This is a genomic window from Treponema bryantii, from assembly GCF_036492245.1.
Classification (GTDB): Bacteria; Spirochaetota; Spirochaetia; order Treponematales; family Treponemataceae; genus Treponema_D; species Treponema_D bryantii_C.
In genome coordinates, this window is sequence record NZ_AP025286.1 from 1,507,337 (window position 1) to 1,526,772 (window position 19,436).

The 19,436-nt window shown below is 30.4% G+C and carries 11 protein-coding genes; 8 read left to right on the forward strand and 3 right to left on the reverse strand.

Annotated features, from left to right (window positions below; all coding sequences use genetic code 11):
• Positions 1–11 precede the first annotated feature (11 nt).
• The 7 genes from AABJ44_RS06685 to AABJ44_RS06715 all read left to right on the forward strand — a co-directional run bounded on the left by AABJ44_RS06685 (position 12) and on the right by AABJ44_RS06715 (position 9,962).
• Positions 12–6,032: an RHS repeat-associated core domain-containing protein gene (locus AABJ44_RS06685; RefSeq protein ID WP_338371109.1), complete on the forward strand. Its 6,021-nt coding sequence runs from the start codon at positions 12–14 to the stop codon at positions 6,030–6,032.
• 9 nt (positions 6,033–6,041) lie between these two features.
• Entirely contained in the window at positions 6,042–6,509 is a 468-nt protein-coding gene (locus tag AABJ44_RS06690; protein ID WP_338371110.1) for a hypothetical protein, read from the forward strand.
• Positions 6,510–6,676: 167 nt separating this feature from the next.
• The gene (locus tag AABJ44_RS06695) at positions 6,677–7,552 is read left to right on the forward strand and encodes an N-acetylmuramoyl-L-alanine amidase (RefSeq protein WP_338371111.1); all 876 of its coding nucleotides are present in this window, start codon (positions 6,677–6,679) and stop codon (positions 7,550–7,552) included.
• Positions 7,553–7,561: 9 nt separating this feature from the next.
• On the forward strand, positions 7,562–8,248 hold the full coding sequence (locus tag AABJ44_RS06700; RefSeq protein WP_338371112.1) for a hypothetical protein: 687 nt from the start codon (positions 7,562–7,564) through the stop codon (positions 8,246–8,248).
• 98 nt (positions 8,249–8,346) lie between these two features.
• Complete coding sequence (locus AABJ44_RS06705) at positions 8,347–8,754, forward strand: hypothetical protein (protein ID WP_338371113.1); 408 nt, start codon at positions 8,347–8,349, stop codon at positions 8,752–8,754.
• Between the two features lie 56 nt (positions 8,755–8,810).
• The gene (locus AABJ44_RS06710) at positions 8,811–9,554 is read left to right on the forward strand and encodes a hypothetical protein (protein ID WP_338371114.1); all 744 of its coding nucleotides are present in this window, start codon (positions 8,811–8,813) and stop codon (positions 9,552–9,554) included.
• Between the two features lie 99 nt (positions 9,555–9,653).
• Positions 9,654–9,962 carry a hypothetical protein gene (locus AABJ44_RS06715; RefSeq protein ID WP_338371115.1) on the forward strand — a complete coding sequence of 103 codons (309 nt, stop codon included), beginning with the start codon at positions 9,654–9,656 and terminating at the stop codon, positions 9,960–9,962.
• 36 nt (positions 9,963–9,998) lie between these two features.
• Here the strand turns inward: AABJ44_RS06715 and AABJ44_RS06720 are convergent, their stop codons facing one another.
• The 3 genes from AABJ44_RS06720 to AABJ44_RS06730 form a co-directional block, all read right to left on the reverse strand.
• Entirely contained in the window at positions 9,999–10,994 is a 996-nt protein-coding gene (locus AABJ44_RS06720; RefSeq protein ID WP_338371117.1) for a type II secretion system F family protein, read from the reverse strand.
• A gap of 211 nt (positions 10,995–11,205) precedes the next feature.
• Positions 11,206–12,585 carry a GspE/PulE family protein gene (locus tag AABJ44_RS06725; protein WP_338371118.1) on the reverse strand — a complete coding sequence of 460 codons (1,380 nt, stop codon included), beginning with the start codon at positions 12,583–12,585 and terminating at the stop codon, positions 11,206–11,208.
• The gene (locus AABJ44_RS06730; RefSeq protein ID WP_338371119.1) at positions 12,572–14,737 is read right to left on the reverse strand and encodes a type II and III secretion system protein; all 2,166 of its coding nucleotides are present in this window, start codon (positions 14,735–14,737) and stop codon (positions 12,572–12,574) included. Before AABJ44_RS06730 ends, AABJ44_RS06725 begins: the two co-directional genes overlap by 14 nt.
• 222 nt (positions 14,738–14,959) lie before the next feature.
• On the opposite strand from AABJ44_RS06730, the gene AABJ44_RS06735 reads away from it, so the two are divergent.
• On the forward strand, positions 14,960–19,399 hold the full coding sequence (locus AABJ44_RS06735; protein WP_338371120.1) for a hypothetical protein: 4,440 nt from the start codon (positions 14,960–14,962) through the stop codon (positions 19,397–19,399).
• The last annotated feature ends 37 nt before the right edge of the window (positions 19,400–19,436 follow it).

The following is a 19,436-nucleotide window of genomic DNA, read 5'->3' on the forward strand; positions in this document are numbered from 1 at the left end:
AGGAAAAGTATATGAGTATTAAGAAAATTTTTTTTAATAAAGTGTTTTTAATTTTAATATTTTTAATTTTAGGATTAAGAATTCCTGTTTATGCATATGCTGAAAATGATCAAGGATATCCTCATTCATATGATACTGGCGGAGGTGGCGGAGATGACCATGGTGGAGGAGGTGGTGATGATCACGGAGGAGATGATCAAGGAGGAGATGATCAAGGAGGAGATGATCAAGGAGGAGGCGGTGGGGGTACAAATACACCATCAGATCCTTTAGCTTCTCTTGTAGCTGACGTTCTCTCTCAATTTAGAGATACTGATGGAAATATAGATACGAATAGACCAGAGGTCCGTGATGCAATTAACGGAATCAAGAGTTCCGTACCAGCTGCACAGACATTATCTCAGGAAGCTTTTAATCAAGTTGTTGATTCAGCAGTAAAAAATAATAATTCTGTTACTCAAGGTGATCCAGTTCAAACAAATACTGGTAGTTTTACTACAACAGAAACAGATATTCATTTTGTCTATAATGAAAATGAAATTAAATTTGAAAGAACTTATACAAGCTCAAATAAAAGCAAAGGTTCTTTAGGAACTGGTTGGGAATCATCTATAGATGAATCATTAATTTTTGGAACTCTATATAATATCGAAAATATTTATACTACATATTTAACAAAATACAATCAGTCTTATCAAAAATACCTGGAATTAGCTTCAAAACTTGAAGCGATAAAATCATATGGACAGCAAGTTATGGACCGCAGTGAAGTTTCTTCTAAGTATGAGGCTGTAAAAACAAATCTGAATGGGATGGCAGATGAGTTATATATTTTAAAACAATTAATAAATAATGCTGAAGTTGATTATACAAAAACATTAGATTCTATTGAACGTAATAAATATAACTATAAACTTGGAGTAACAAGACAGGAAACAAATATTGGGTGTGATCGTATTTTATTCCGTACAGGAACTGGACTTACGCGAACCTTTGTTACTACTGACGGAGTAAATTATCAGATGAATGGTATATATGGAGATTATACCTTAATAAAATCTAATGATAAACAGTTTGTTCTTACGACTCCAAAGAAACAAAAAATTACTTTTGATTATTGGGGAAGAAAAGTATCAGAAGAAGATATAAATGGAAATTTGATTAGTTATGAATATGACACAACTTCTGGACTATTAAAAACAATATCCGATAGTTCAAATAGAAAAATAGTTATATATCGAAATCCAAAGGGCAAAATAATTTCAATAGAAGCTCCTGAACAAACATTAATTCAGTTTGCCTATAATTCAAATGAACTCCTTTCTTCTGTAATTGATGCAAAAGGTGATGCTGTTAGATATGAATATAATGGAACTTTGCTTACAAAAATCATTAAACCAGATAATAGTTTCTTAAAATATGAATATGACAATCAGAATAGAATAATTTATACACAGGATGAAGAAGGCAATAGAGAATATTTTACATATGATTCAGCTCTTAAACTTACACAATATACAAATCCTGCAGGGCATGTTATTAAACACTATCATGATGACAGATACAGACAGATAAAAAATGAATATGAAGATGGAACTGAAGAAAGTTATGCTTATGATGAGTATGATAATCTTATAAAATTTACAGATAGACGTGGAAATCAGACATCATATACTTACGATGAAAGAAAGAATAAACTATCTCAAACAGATGCTGATGGAATAACACAAAAATGGACATATAATGAATTCAATAAAGTTACGACATATAAAGCAAAGAATAATAGCCTAACAACTTATAATTATAATTCTCTGGGAAATTTAATATCTGTTATATATCCAGATGGAACAAGCGAAAATTATACATATGACAGTCATGGACGTGTAATTTCACATACAGATTGTAATGGTGGAACAGAATATTATGAATATTATGCAACGGGCAATTTAAAACAGAAAACAGACGCCAATAATAATTCCACATTATATGAATATGATGAACTTGGAAGAGTAACCAAATCAATTAATCCTGAACTAAAAACTATTCAAAATGTATATTATAAAGATGGACAGTTAAAATCAAAAACAGATAGTTATGGCAACTCAGAATTCTTTGAATACAATGAAAGAAAAGATCTGGTAAAGCATATAGATTATGAAGGAAATGAAATCCGGTATGTATATAATCGTAAACACGAAGTAATACGAATCATCGATGCAGAGGGAATTGTAAAAGGCTTTGAATATACACCAGATGGAAAAGTAAAACTTGAGAAAAAAGGAAAACTTCTTGATAAGTATCTAATTTCAAATCCTGTGGATAATGAAAGTGAAAAGCAACTTTACATTATGACAGTAGGAGAAGTTATTGAGTTAGTCGAAAGTGGAGAAGCTGATGATGCAGTAGAAAAAAGACTTGCTTTCTTAAAAAGTCTTAATTCGAAACTTAATCTTGATGATGTTAGTGATGGGGTTGCCTGGCTCATTCATACATCTTATGAATATGATGAAAACGGCTATGTAAAACATACAAAGAATTTAGAAACTGAAGAAGAAATCTTAACAAAATATGACAGCCTGGGTAATCTTGAATGGAAACAGGATGCAGAAGAAAATAAAGAATTCTTTAGTTATGATTCCATGAACCGATTACAGAATTATACAGATTCCTATGGTAATTCAGAATATTTTGGTTATGACAAAATGGGAAATCTGAATTGGCATAAAGATAAAAATGGAAATGAAAGAAGCTGGGAATATAATATTATGAACCGGCTCGAAATAATAATAGATGCAGAGAATAACGAAACACAGCAAATATTTGACTCATGTGGAAGACTTATTAAAAAAATCGATGCATTAGGAAACAAAACAGAATATGATTATGACAAATGTGGCAATTTAATATCACAAAAAGATGCCAACGGTTACATAACAAAATATGGGTATGACAAGAGTGGATTACTAGTTTCTATTACAGATGCAAGAAATAATACAACTTATAAAGGTTATGATAAAAATGGAAGATTAATTTCTGAAACAGATGCAGATGGTAATTCTAAATTCTATACATTAAATAAAAATGGTGTTGTAATTGCTATAAAAGACAGACTGGATAATGAATGGCTATATGAGCTTGATACAAATGGAAAAACAGTAAAAGCCACAGATCCATATGGTGCAGAAACAAGATATGAGTATGACATCAATGGTAATGTCTGTCGCGTAACAGATGCACTGAACTTTGCCTCTTTTATAGAATATGATGTGAAAGGTCGTGTTCTGAATAAAATTGATGCATTAAGTAATGTAACAAAATATGAATATGATAAAAATGGAAATCTCCGTTATGAAACTGATGGCGAAGGAAGAGTTACAGAATATAAATATGATGAATTAAATCGTCTGATAGAAACTGTTAGCTCTGGTGGTGATTCTGTACAATACAAATATGACAATGAAAAAAATGTTACAGAGTTTATAGATGCTAAAGGTGAATCATATAAATATTTGTATGATTCATGTGGAAGAAAAATTGAAGAAACTGACAGGCTTGGAAACAAACAGAAGTATGAATATGATGCTGTAGGAAATCTAATTACAAAAATCGACTTTAACGGGGCTAAAACAAATTATAAGTATGATAAAACTGGTCATCAGATTAAAGTTGAATTTGAAGATGGCAGCAGTAAAGCTTTCAGTTATGATAAAGTATATAATCTTATAACTGCAGAAAATGGAGTCAGAAGTAATAGCTATTCATATGATAATCAGAATCGTATGATAACAAGTAAAGATAATGATATTGGCCAGACAATAAAATATGAATATGATGCAGAAGGTCGTAGAACTAAAATAACTTATCTGGAAGGAAAACGCTATCAAAAATATATTTGGGGTAAAACAGGAAAATTACTTTCAGTAAGAGATAAAGAAGGAAACATCACAGTTTATAGTTATGATAAACTTGGTAGAGAAACTGGCGTTGAATATCCAAATCATGTAAAGGAATCAAGAAAATACGATGCCTCAGGTCGTCTTGTAATGGTAAAAGCAGAGTTACATGGAGCTGTTCTTGGAGCAGAAAGCTATGTATACGATAATTCTGGTAAACGGCTATTTACAGTAAATGAAGGTGGAAAACTAGAAGCCTATACTTATGATGAAAACGGTCGAGTAAACAATGTTTTATACAGTTTCGCTGGTGGAAAAATTTCCAACGACTATGAAGAAAGACTGGAATATGGTCTGTTCCCAGAGTATAAATCAATTGATGATTATACTGATTCAGTTTTGTTAGATTTTGACTTCCCGGAAACATTGGATATAAATAAAGAAGATTTAATAGAAGCAATTCGAAATATTCTTAACTCTAAAAAAGATGTTTATGAAGGCTTTACTGGCAAAAAACTATCCGGTCATGGAACCTGGTGTATTAAACCAGAAGATATAAAGAACTTTGGAAAGTTTATGAGTCCTTCAGGTCGTGAACGCCAGATGCTTGAAGCAGCTTTGGCAAGAATTGTAAATGGAAAAGGTGTATATGGTGGACAAAGCCTTGTATGGGCAGAGAACTATAAATATGATGAAAATGGAAACAGAATTTCTAAAACAAATGGCTGGGGAACATTAAATTATGAGTATGATGCAGAAAATCGCTTAGTAAAAGCTGGAGAACGCACATATACATATGATTTAAATGGAAATCTGATTCAGGAAAATCTTGGAAAAATTGCTACAGCCTATGATTACAATGCAGAAAATCGTGTAGTAGATGTAAATACTCAGGTACAGGGTATGATAGGACACTGGTGTGGCTGGGGTTACTGGGCAGTATATGGACGACAGGAACTTAAAAGCGGTGTTCGATATGAATACGATGCATTAGGCCGCCGAGTTACCCGGGCAGAATATACAACAACAAAATCAAGCTTTTACGGCTGGCAGCGACAATGGACAAGTTCGACTGTAACAGAAAGCCAGTATGACGGACTTGGAATGAATGTGTTGCAGGAGTTTAATGATACCGATTATCATCCGGATTACGGAATGCCATGGGCACCATGGTTCGGCTTTAGTTATATAAGACCTCTGTGGGGTTATTATGCACCGTTTACATTCGGCCGCTGGGATATGTATGTTCCGGCAGGAAAATATACCCCGGTTAGTGAATATATTTATGGAAATAACCTTGTAAGTCGCAGCGACTATGACGAAAAGTATGCCTGGAGCGGAAGATTTACTGGAACAGAATATTACACAACCGACATCCTTGGAAGTGTTATGCTGACAACTGATTCACTAGGACGTGTATCAAACCGCTATAATTACGATGCCTACGGAACCAACTATACCGGTTCGTTCAGCGGCAAAAACAAAATCGGCTACAACAGCAAACACTACGATACCGGGACCGGCTGGTACAACTACGGTTATCGCGATTACGATTCAAAACTGGGCCGTTTCACAACCCAAGATCCAATCCGCGATGGAATGAACTGGTACGCTTATTGTGGCGGAGATCCGATAAATCTTATTGATTTGTGGGGGTTGTTTACTGAAAGTGATCTTAATCTGGCTGGAGTTCCTTCTCAGTATAGAGATTTGTTAATAGCACAATATAACAATAGTCATTTATTAGGATCTGGTGAGCAATTAGCATCAAATATGGAAGCTTTGGTAGGGTCAAATTATGTTTGGGGTGGAAATTCTCCTGAAGATGGTGGTATGGATTGCTCTGGTTCATTAATTTATGGTATTAATCAGATGGGGAATAATGTTTCTGATCAAACTGCTGCTCAATTATATAATCTTACAAGTTCAGTAAGTGGAGAAATTCAACCAGGTGATTTACGATTTTTATCTGATAGTAATGGCAATATTAATCATGTTCAGACTATTGTGGGGGAAGATGGATCAAGGGTAAATGCAACCGGTGGTCCTGAAAATACAATTGATAATCCTGGAACTATTGAATTATTACCAGGTCCATTACCTAATTCAGGAGAAATCCGAAGATTAAATTTTAGATAAGGAAATAAAATGAAAAAGAATTTTTTATTGTTAATAACATTATTTGTTATAATAATAAACTGCAATGCAAATGAAAAAAAAGAAAGTTATTTACAATCTTTCTTTGCTGATAATCAGTATAAAACAGATTATTATAATTTTAATGATTTAAATATATGTTTTTCATATATTTATGCTAAAAATTCTAGTGCAATAATAAATAAGGGTGTATTTTATTATTATTTAGAAAATAAAATATATCCTGTATTAATTATTGAAAATGAAAAGATTTTCAATAATTCAAAATTACTGTTTCAAGGCATGATACAAACACAAAAATTTTATGGATATAAAGTAAAAGTTATAGAAAAAAATAAATGTATAACAACAGAATTTTATACAAATGAAGGAAAAAATGTCACTGACGGTCCTACATTTCTATGGAATACAAAAAATCAAACATTTTCAATATATGAAGTTGATCGAAGTCAATGGTAATTTTTTAATATATACTTTAGAAAATGAGATAATTTCATGGAAACCTGATTCAGGAAAATCTTGGAAAACTTGCTACAGCCTATGATTACAATGCAGAAATCGTGTAGTAGGTGTAAATACTCAGGTACAGGGGATGATAGGACACTAGTGTGGTCCTTGGAAGTGTTATGCTGACAACAGATTCACTGGGACGTGTATCAAACCGCTATAATTACGATGCCTACGGAACTAACTACACAGGTTCGTTTAGCGGCAAAAACAAAATTGGCTACAACAGTAAACACTACGATACCGGCACCGGCTGGTACAACTACGGTTACCGCGACTACGATTCAAAACTAGGCCGTTTCACAACCCAGGACCCAATCCGCGATGGAATGAACTGGTATGCTTACTGTGGCGGGGATCCGATTAATTATGTGGATTTGTGGGGATTATTTTCTGAGAGTGATAAATCAACTCGTTATACAGATAATATTATACAATATAGAATTCCGGATGGAAATGGATCGAGAATTGAAAAAAATAGAGCAAAAACAACTGGTATTGTAATTCACTATACAGCAGGTGTTCAAATAGGAAAAGATGGTAAAGAATATGCTCAAACTCCTAAAGAAACAATTGATTATTGGATTGGTGCTGAATCAATAAATGCTCATTTTGTTATTGGTGAAAACGGAGATATATATCAAGCACTTCCGAAACAAGAAATTGGTCAACATGCAGGAAATGGTGGGCCTTATACAATTCAGCCTGGTATAGTTGAAAAATTAGGAGGGCATCCGAATGCAAGAACAGTAGGAATAGAAATGGAAAATATTGATTCCAAGGGAACTATTACTGAACAAACAAAAAATGCAACAATCCAATTAACTGCAGAATTATGTGTTGAATATGGGTTAGATCCACAAAAAGATGTTTATAGGCATTATGATATTACAAATAAGCCTTGTCCAAAAAATTATGTCGACAACCCTGATTCATGGAATGATTTTAAAAATCAAGTTGAAAAAGAAATTAACAAAATAAAAAATAAAATATAGGGAGTTGATATGAAAAATAAATGTTTAAAAATTATTATATTAATTCTGTTATCTTATTTTAATTTAATTAAAATGTTTGCAGGAAGTGATAGCGAAACTTTAAAACAAGATGTTTCTCAAATTAATATTGATAATCCTATTTATTTATTAGGCATAAATGAAGAGAAAGGTATAATAACATATATTAATAGCTTTATTAGTGTAGGAAAAGGTGATATTCGATATAGTTATATTGTTTATGACTTTAAAAATAATAAGGTATTAGAAACTGTTAAGCAGACTTGGATGACAAGATTATATGATGAATATGGAATTATTAATTGGAATGATGAAAAATATTCTGTATTAGCTTATCAAAAGTATATAGAGGATGAGATTAAGCATTTTAATACAGAATATAATTTGATTCCTTATAATCTTAAAGAAACTGGGTATTCAATGGGTGAAGTCAAGCTTATTGAAAGGGAAAAAATAGTAGGCTGGTTTGAGAAAATATCATATAAAATATTTTTTAATATTGGAAATAAAGGTTATTTTTTTGATGAAAAACTTGATATAGTTGATTATGTCAAAAATATAAGTTTATTTAAAGTATATAAATTGAAAGATTATTATATCTTTATACAAAAATTAGCCCATGATACTTTTGAGGATGACGATTATTTTGATTATATAATACATGGAATTAAAAAATGATTAAATAATAAAGAAAGAGTTCTCATTAAAATAATATATGTTGTTTTTGATTTTTATCAAATATCACATTTTATAAATATAAAAGTAAATGAGGAACTATGAAAAAGATTTTATTATTTTGTCTGACAATTTTTATTTCATCACTATTATTTGCACAAGAAGTAATTGATCTCGGCGGTATTGAATCAATAAAGATTGAATCAGTAAAAAAAGATGAACAATTTATTTCAGCAAAAATAGGTACAAAAGAAGGATTTCAGCTTATTTTATCTGCAAAAAAGACAAATGGTGAGGAAAGAATATTAGCTAAGATTGCTCATTTTTCTGCTTATGAAAAATTATGTGAAGATGGAAAATATTATTTTTCCATAGATAATCATTTTTTAAGAAAACAGAAACCAAATTTAACTGCAGAATTATTTGTTCTTGATATTAAAAAAGGAACTATAAATAAAGTTTTAGATTCACTTGCTTTTACTGTTTCAAACGGTGTACAGATTATATAGTTTATAATATTTCAAATAAAAATAAATAATAAAGATTAATATTAAGGTATAATAAAATGAAAAGAATAATGACATTTTATATATTATGTTTTTTTTGTATTAAAAATATATTTTCTGAAAGTTTTATAAAAATTCCAAAAGCAAATAAAGTTAGCATAAAAACTATTAATACAGTTGAAAATAATGATAAAAATACGAGTAATTATAATGCAAAAGATTATCCAAGAATTTCAAAAAATAAAAAAATTTTAATTAATTGTATAAATTTTTATGATCAAAATGAACAATTGTTGGTTTCATGCGATAAAATAGAATTAAATAACATTCAACAAAATATTAATTCAAATGTATTTTTATGTTTACAATATGATAACATATTAAAAACCGAAAAGGAAAATCACTTATATCTATTTGATTTTATAAAGGGAATAAAACAACTAATAGACGTAAATGTAAATAAATATTTATTATCAAATGATGGAAAAAAGATATATTATATTACTAATTTTAACTATAAAGAAAGTTCTAATTTGAATTTTATAATAATTGAAGATAAACAAAAAAGAACTCAAACTATAAATTATAAAAAATTTACTAATGAAATTTGTGATGGTGTAATGATAAAAACAGAAAAAGATATAGTATCTTTATATTTTTATCAGGATGCATGTCTTATTTTAAAACTGTATATTAATTCATATTGTAAAGTTATAAATTATAAACTACCAGAATATGATGAAAAGATTGGTTCTAGTTATATTATAAATCCAGACGGTAGTATAGAATATTTGAACAATTAATGTTTTATAGAGAAGTTCTATTTATATTTACTTCAAAAAAAATATATAAAGTAGAGTTAAATTCTGTACAAAATCAATTATCAAAAGGAAAATAAAATAATGAAAAAATTAATCACAGCTTGTTTTCCAGTAATAATTTTAGTGCTTATAATTTATTCAATTATTGAATTTAAAAATAATATTTTTTCTTTAAAGTTTTTTAAGCAATTGAATAGTATTATTTTATGTATATCAATTCTTTTGTTTTGGAATAATTATAAGTTTTTAGGAATTGCTTTATATAATCTTTGTTTTATTGTTTTAATTATTTTAACATATCTTTCTGGAATCTATTTAAGAAATTCCATTGTAATATTAATTTATTTTATTTTTGATATTTATCAAATATCATATTATAAAAAATTATAATTTTTTATGTGAATTAATTTAATTGAAATCATATTTCTATAAAATTGCCCCATAGAGCGAGAATACCGGCACAATTACATTAATAATAAGAATAATCAGGAAAAGTCCAATTAATATAATAAGTGCCGGTTCAATTAATGCCATGAACTTTGTTGTGTATAAGTCTATTTCATTTTGGAAATAGTTTCGTAGCTGTGAAAAAACGTGTTCAGGTTTACCGGATTTTTCTCCAACCATCATCCATTTAATCATATAATCTGGAAATATTTTTTCATGAATTGCAAAAGCTTCTGAAAGAGATTCTCCTCTTGTGATTCTGTTTTTTACATCCTCAAGCGCTTCTTTATAAGCGCTGTTTGTCAAAACAAATTCAGATTCCTGAATAGAATCTTCAATTGTTATTCCTCCGGAAATTAAGGTTTCCATTGCAAATGAAAAGTGCAGTGTTTCAAGATATGTCAGAAATTTTCCAAATAGAGGAATATGTAAAATAAAGGAGTCTAAAAAGAGTTTGAGTCCTTTGTTCGTTTTTGCAACAATTTTTAAGGTGATGATTGATAAAACAATAATCAGAATAATAATAAAAAATACGATGAATCCTGTTTCCATTCTGGAAATATTCTTTTCAAGAAGAGAAGCAGCTTCTCCACCAAATTCAATAAACATCATTTTTAATTTTGGAAAAACAAAAAAGATCATTGCAATGAAAACTAAAAATGCTGTTATAAGTACAATTAACGGATAGAGCATAGCTCCCATTAATTTATCTTTTAATTTTTTTTGTGTTTCAAGATATAAGCGAAGACGAGGGAAAATCTTTTCTACAGAACCAACTTTATCACCAACAGAAATAATACCGCGGTAAACAGAAGGAAAAATTGTATCCATCTGGTTTACAGCATTTGCAAAGGAAGTTCCTTTTTGAATCTGCTGGTATAATATGTTAGATATATTGTCATTCTTCTTATTTATTAATGAACTAATTTCGAGTGCATCTTTAATAGAAAGTCCGGAGTTTATAAGCTGCTCCATAATTTGAGTAAACTCTAAGACCTTTTTTTCATTTTTCTTAATTCTGGATTTTGAAGATTTTTTATTAATTGGAACTATTTCAAGAGGAATAAAAGAAGAATTTAAAAAAGAGTTTGAAACGTCTTCTGTGGAAACGCCTTCTTTTATTATTGTTGAGATCTTACCTGATTTATCTGAAACAATACACTTATAGCTGTTAATTTAGGTCCTCCTAAAGCATAACTTCACGTTCTGCTTCCTGGCGGGTTGTTAATCCCAATTCAATCTTTTCTTCTGCATCTTCTTTTAAGAACTGCATCTTATTTTTATGAAGATATTTTATTATTTCATTTTGATTGGCACCATGCTCAATAATTTCTTCCAGTCCGGAATCCATTTTTAAGGTTTCGGAAATAACAGTTCGTCCAGAGAATACTTTTTTATTTGGAGCAAGTTTTCGAACAAGACGTTGAGCAATAGCACCTTTTAAAACAGCTGCAATCAGATATGGTTCAATTCCCATATTAATGAGTCGGGGAATTACTGATGCGGCGTCATTTGTATGTAAAGTTGAAAGAACAAGGTGTCCTGTCAAAGCCGCTCGGACAGATAATTCTGCAGTCGCTTTATCACGAATTTCTCCGACCATAATAATGTTAGGGTCCTGACGTAAAACTCTTCGCAAAATTGAATCAAAGCCGAGATTTATCTGTTCATTTATCTGAATCTGATTTACACCATCTACAATAAATTCAACCGGATCTTCAATTGAAACAATTTTGATTTCATCAGATACCAGTTCTTTCATCATTGCATTTAAGGTTGTTGTCTTTCCACTTCCTGTCGGTCCTGTTACAAGAATAAGCCCGTGTGGAATCTTCATCATTTCGCGTATTGTTGAAAGCTGATTAGGATTAAAGCCTAAAAGATCAAGATTGTCAGGAGCAGTGTTAGTTCCCAAAATACGCATTACAATAGATTCTCCACCGGTAACAGGAATAATTGAAACACGGAAATCTATATTTTCACCATTTATCGAAACTGTAATACGTCCATCTTGTGGCTGGCGTTTTTCAAGAATGTTAAGATTTGCCATGATTTTAATACGTGAAGAAACGGCGGCAAATCTTTCGTTTTCTATTGTTTTTACAGTCTGAAGTACACCATCAATTCTGTAGCGGACTTTTGCAACTTTTACTCCAGCTTCAATATGAATGTCGGAAGCCTTCATTCTGATTGCATCAATACAAATGCTGTTAACAAGATTTACTGTTGGAGCATCATTAGCCATCTTATCCAGTAAAGTTGTTTCATCAGCTTGATTATTTAGATTTGATTCAGGGAGATTATTTGCTTCTCCCATTTTATTTCCAATCCAGGAAGAAAGTTCTACAGAATCAATATAAACAAAATTTATATTTCCGGAATGATAGCCTCTGATTGTGGAAATCGTATTTTCACTTGTTTTGTCTGTTATACCTACAGTTATATCATCATCTGAAACTTCAAGAACAATAGCATGATTACGCTCAATAAATTCCATTGAGTACTGTTCATTATCAACAGGTATATTAGAAAATGATTTAATGCTGATTATATCATTGGCGTGCATATTGCTGTCCTAAGAATTTCTGATAATATCGTTCGATGTTAAGTGAGTCATTATCAGAGTTTCCTGTATCCTGAATTAAATGAGGTACTATATAAATAACAATTTCAGTCTTTTCTTTTGATTTAGAAGTATGCTTAAAAAGTCTTCCCAATACTGGAATCTTCCCAAGAACAGGAACACGACTTTCTGTTTCAGAGATATCTTCCTTTATTAATCCACTGATTACAACCGGTTCACCAGACATTGTTCTAACCTGAGTTGTTACAACTCTTTCTGATGTTGAAGGAAGGGTAGTTGAAGTTGATGAGCCACTGTCACTATTTTGTTTAGATACAGTCGCATTTACAGACATGGTAATCATGTTGTCACCAGATACCCAGCCATTAAGTCCAACTATAAGACCAGAAGTAATCTGCTGAGTTGTGCTTGAGCGGGTAGTGGAAGTGCTGTCATAGTTGTATTCAATATAGCGGTACGTATCAGTGTTTTGGAATTTTACTTCCTGACCTGAAAGGGCGGTAAGTGTTGTATCAGTGAATACATTTGCAGTATTGTCTGTAATTCGTGCATTGAGATTTGCAGCAAACTGATATCCGAATTTTGATATGATATCAAAGTTCAGGTTCATTATATTTGAAAGTTCACCATTAAAGATAAAACTTTCATTCCTGTTTTCATTATCTGGATTAAATGTAAAAGTTGGTTTTATTGCAGTAGAAGTTCCGTCTGTGTATTGAATTACCAGAAGCTGATACTTAATTTGTGGCTGAGGTTTATCAATTAAACTCAATTCGTGCTGCAATAATTCCTTGTTTTCTTCTGAACCTGTATAGAATAAAAGGTTTGGAAAACCAGAATCAATAATGTCTTCTTTATTGATTGATGGCGGAATGTTTTTCAAAAGAGTTTCTGCCTGTATGTACTTCAGTTTAATTGGAGTTCCTGTTTTTTTCTTATCGATACTGGCAATAAAATCTGTCAAAATATTTAAAGTTTCCTCTGTACCAGAAGCAAGCAGCGAATTAGTCCCTGGAATTACAACAGGAGGCTGCTGAATCATTTTTGCTGGAATTAAAGAAACTATTTCTTTTGCATTGATATATTTTAAATCAATCTTTTTATATTTCATTCCTCCCATTGGAGTATCAACCTTTTCGATGAAATTTCTTAAAGGTTCAATTTCCTCTTTTGTTCCGGTGAGGAGTAATGCATTATTGTTTTTATCTACCTTCATTACAGAAGATGAAGCAAGTTCAGAAGGAATTAAAGGAGTGATATCCTGAGAAGAAATCCATCTTAAATTGATGATTTCTGTTGTTTTCAATTTACCTGAGATTCCCTTTTTCTGCAGATCAATGATATAAAAAATACCATTCTTTTCTATATAATCAGCATTTCCTTGTTCAAGAATCAAATGAAGCATAGAATGAAAATCTTTATCTGTAAAATATAGATTTTCAAGCTGTGTATCTGCCTGAACAAAGAGAGAGTATTCAACCTGCTCAAGATTAAAAAGCTTAGTGAGAGTTTCAAGGAAACGGCCTTTATCAAGATTAAGGGTATATAATGAACCGTTTTTCTTTAAGGCTGTTCCATTGCTGCTTTTTGAGCCGCCCTGTTTTTCAACATTACGCTTAACATAATAATATGAATCAGCAGTTTCAACAGAATAATCAGGGTATTTTTTTATACAGATTTCAAGAATATCCTGAACTGGAAGATTATCAATATCAAGCGAAATTGAAGCCGAAGGAAGAGTGTCATAAAGAATTGTTTTTCCAATTTTGTCAGACAGTTTTCTCAATACAATTCCAATTTCAATATTGTCTGCTTTAAGTGAAGTAAGACCTGATTCTTTATTATGAGAAATCTTTATTTTTGAGACAGTTATATAATTGTCTTTCTTTTCAAAATAAAGTTTGTAAGTAGATAAAAAGCGTGTAAGAGCATCATCAAGTGAAGACTCTGAAAAATAAAAAGAAGCTTTTCCGGAAACAGTTTCATCTGGAATAATAGAAACGCCGCTGGATTCTGCAAGAACCAGAAGAATATCTGTTATATTCTGGTTATGAAACTCCATGCTTTTAATGTTTTGAGAAAATAAAAATGAAAAAGAAAAAATTAATAAAAGTGATAATACAACTTTCTTCATATATATACATTTTAGAATAGTACAATTAAAAAGTCAAATGACGAGGAAAGTAAGATGCATTTAATAATGGTAACATTGGTTATTTTTTTGTGACATTTGTCATAAAATTTTGTAATATTTTAAAATTCAAGTATAAAATAAAAAAAAATCTATTGATAATAAAAAAAGTTATGCTATGATAAATTAATTATAAAAAATTAATTAAAAAATGGATTTAAAAACATGAAAAAAATTATCTCTCTTTTATTTATTCATATTATCATTTTATCGTTTATTTATTCAGCAGAAGTTTTTTTTAGACAGGAAGGTGATTTAGAAGGACTCCCGAATTTATTCGAAAAGTTTCCGAATTTAGAAGAGCTCACATCTTCAATTGATAATCCTCATTATATTCTTGAACTTTCTTGTGAAAACGCAAAGTCTTGTTTTTATAAAGATGGACTTTACTATATAAAAAGTGGAGAAACTATTTTTGTAAATTATAAGCAGGCAGAATTATCAGAATTATATGGAGAAAGTTTAAGTTTGTATAACTCATCATATACTTATTTAAAAATACAAAGAGAATTTGATACAATGAGGTGTGGTGAAGAGATTTTTAATAATTCCTTTACGATTGATCAAGATTATTCATATATAATTACTTTATGTTGTGGCTATATACAATATGGAACGTCAATTTTACCTAAAGAATTAATAAAAGTAAAAATTCAGGCAGATTCAACACCTCCTTCACAGCCATTATTAAGGGAAACTGCTTCAGATTATTATGTAAGCAATTCTAACTTAATTATACGGCCCTATGGCAGTGAAGATGCAGATTCTGGTTTTGCATATTATGATTATGATTATTATGATTATAAGTTAGGGTATAAAAGTAAATCTATTCTACTTAATTGTAGATGGGATAATGACACTCTTTATATACAGACGGATGAAAATCAAGATTATAAAGGTGTAATTGAACTCAAAGCTGTAGATAATGTGGGTAATTTTTCAACAACGCTTGTTCAAATATTAATTGATAAAACAGCTCCTGTAATTAGTGCCGACAAACCTGAAAATACATGGACTAACGAAGATATAACAGTAAATATAATAGATGCAACGTCTAGTGTATATGGTGAGTGCATAAATGAAAGTAGGAGACATAGTTATGAAAAAATATCCTTCGATAATAACCAGGCTGTTATAAACGAACCAGGTTGTTGGCATATATATGCTACAGATGGAGTTAAAAATAGTGCAGAAGCAATATTTTTAGTGGATAAAACTCTGCCATATATTATAATTGATGGAGTGGATGAAAGCCAATATTCCTATTACTTGGAAAGTTCCTATTGGAAGGACACATGGAACAGAGAGTTCTCTGCGCCAGGTCACTTTGGAGGACCCTCCCCTAAAACACATTGTTCAATTTGGGGAATGGATGATGATTCTGGAATATCAAGTTTATCAATAACAAAGGATGGAATAACAACAGTACTTGATACAGTAGTAACTCAGACACAGGAAATTGATGGATATTTTAATTATATTCTTCAATTTGATCCAAGAATCGAATATAAAATTGAAGAAAGTGGAGAATATATAATACGAGCAACAGATATAGCCGGTAATTCAAAAGAAATTACTCTTCGTATAGATGCTGTTCCTCCTGAAATACAATGGCCAGAAGAACCATTCACTAATTTTTCTTACATTGAAAAAGACGAAACAAAATATCTTGATTGTTTTTATGTAAATAGTGTAGTAAAAGATAATCTTTCTGGAGTTGACATTATTGATCTTGCGGTTATAGATCCTAATAACGCTATATTTGGAGGCAATTGGGAACGTTTAGACGAAAAAGTAAAGGTAAGAAATATATCGGGACTTATTCCTGTTTATTGGAAAAGAAGAGTGAACCAAGAACCTAATATAATAAGAAAGACTGATTATGAAATAAAATGTGTAACTGATGCTAAGGATAACGCGGGCAATCACTCCGAATCCATTCCACTATCACTTACCCTTCCTAGAATAATTAACATTAAGCCTGTCGAAAAGGATGACAAACAACTTAATATCAGACGAAGTTATATAACAGAAGATGGGTATACTAAAGTTGGACTTATTATTAACAATATTAATTTTGATTTATATAAAGAAATTATATTAAAGCGTACTTTCCTTGGAGATCAAAAAGATGGAGAGTCTGAGAGAATTATTCTGACTTATGAAGATTATAAAGCAAAATTCGCCAATAATGTTGATGAAAAAATAATAAAAGAAAAATGGGAAGCAGCAGAAAAAACAATTATTACGAAAAATGATGTTAGAGAAGTTGTTATTGATGGGCAGAGTTACTGGTACTATGAAGATAAAATAGAAACTTCAAGTGGTCTAGGTCATAGAGGAATTCGATATCAACCGGAATGGACTTGGAAAGCATTGGATATAACTGAAAGAGGAAACTATTCCGTAATAGATAAAACTGCTAATGCTCCAGGAAATGTAAAAATCAGGATACAGGGAACAAATGAAGATGGCTCAGAAAAAAGATATATGGTTCTTGATTCAAATGGTAATAAAATTGAAAACGAATGTGATAAAGATTTTTTAGTTCCGGAAAGTGGTTTAATAGGTATTGCTTTTAAGATTGAAGATGATGATTTTGATGATTATAGTGTTCAAACTACTGAAGTTATAAAAGTTTCTTTCGATGGACAAGAATCTGAAATTACTGTGGCAAGTGAAAATCCTGTTTCTGAGGGATATATAGAGAAAATCTCTGTAAATAATAAAGTTAATCTCGAATCAAGATATACAAAAAATTCTGATTACTCAGATGGCTGGCATGAATTTGAAAATTCAGAAATAAAACTTTATTACAATAAACCATATAACATGAAAATTACAATGACAGAAGGGTGTAAAGGTAATAATGGAGCCTTTAAGGATGTAACAGAAAGTGGTGTTATTAGTTTACAAGCAAGTGGTTCTGATTTTGGAGGATTTAAGCTTTTAGTAGGAAAAGAGGCTGGATATAACATGGACGGAATTACAGCTCGTCCACATCAAGCAATAAAACTTGGAATAGAAGTAACTTCAAACGATGGAAATCCCTATGAAATAGAATGGGATTTCGGAGATGGTACTACCAAGGAAACAAAAAACGAAATTGTTCATAAATATAAACAATCACCTTATAGAACAGGTAATACTTCTGAATATAAACTTAAAATAAACTTGAAAGAAAAAAATGTTATAAAGACTGCACAAGTAAATGTTTACATAGTAGATACTCAAGTTGGAATTCTCTTAGGAAACGAAGAGTGGATTGGAAAACATCCTGTACTCGGAAAAATTCAAGTTGGAAAAGATACAACATTAACAATCATTGATAATAATGAAAAAAACAATAATCCAACAGAAATACTTTGTATTGGATCTCCAATAGAAGAAAGAAAAGGTGGAATTGAAGTTCTTTATGGTGGTTGTCTAAAAATTAATTGTAAAAATGTAATCATTGGTGAAGGAAAAAATGGAAATGATTTTACTAGAATTCAAACTGAAAAAGAAGGAAGTAATGAAGAAAGTCTTAAATGGGATGGAATAAAAATTCGAAGTGGAGCTTGTAAGTCAGAGATATGTAACGCAACAATTGAATATGCAGTCACAGGAATCGATATAGAAGATAAATCAACAATAAGTATTTCAAATACTGTAATAAAAAATTGTATGAATTATGGAATTGAAAATTCTGGAATAATTAATTCTGCAAATAAAATTGAAATTGATAATTGTGCTAACGGAATAAATATAAAACAAACAGGTTCTGTTTCTGGAGAAAACTTACAAATCAAAAATGTGCAAAATGCCATTGTTTGCAAAGGAAATATTGAAACTAAATCAATAAATCTTAATAACGTAGAAAATTGTAGTTTAGAAGGTAATGGAACAATAAAAACTGATTGTTTTATATCTGATAAATTAAGAAATGGATTAATAATAGAAAAAAATGGAAATCTGTTTGTAAATAACTATATTATGATTAATGAAAGTGAAAGCGGAATACAATGTGAAGGAAGTATTTCAGCAGGTAGTATTAATTTAACAAAAATTAAAAATGTTGGAATAAAACTTTCTGGAAAATTGACAACAAATAGTGAAATCATACTTGAAGGTAATGACGGAATAACAGGATTTGAAAATCTGAAAGGTGCAGAATTCAAAAGTAATAAAAATATTTATGTCTCAGGATTTAAGGAAGGCATTAAAAACTTAGGTAACATAAGAGTGACTGACAAAATTTCCACTGAAAATACTAAAAAATACGGTGTTAGAAATGAAGGTTATATAAAAGCTGGCACTCTTAAAATTTTAACTGAAAATGGAAGAGGTTATATTTGTGGAAGTGGTAGTGAAGCAAACTTTAATAACACTCAAATTAAAGCAGAGGAAATTGGAATTCATTGTATTGGAACAGCCGTTGCAAGTTTTGGAAATACTAATGTAAAAACTGAAACTTATGGAATAAAAACAGACAGAGATAAAAATGGAAGTCCAACAATAAAGTTTCCAAAATGTACTATAGAAAATGCTTTTGTACTATGGTATGACTGGAAAGACGGCGTACTAACAGATGAAGAAATACAGAAAAAAATTGAAAATAAATAATTAAAAAAGGTTTAAAAATATGAAAAAAAATAATAAA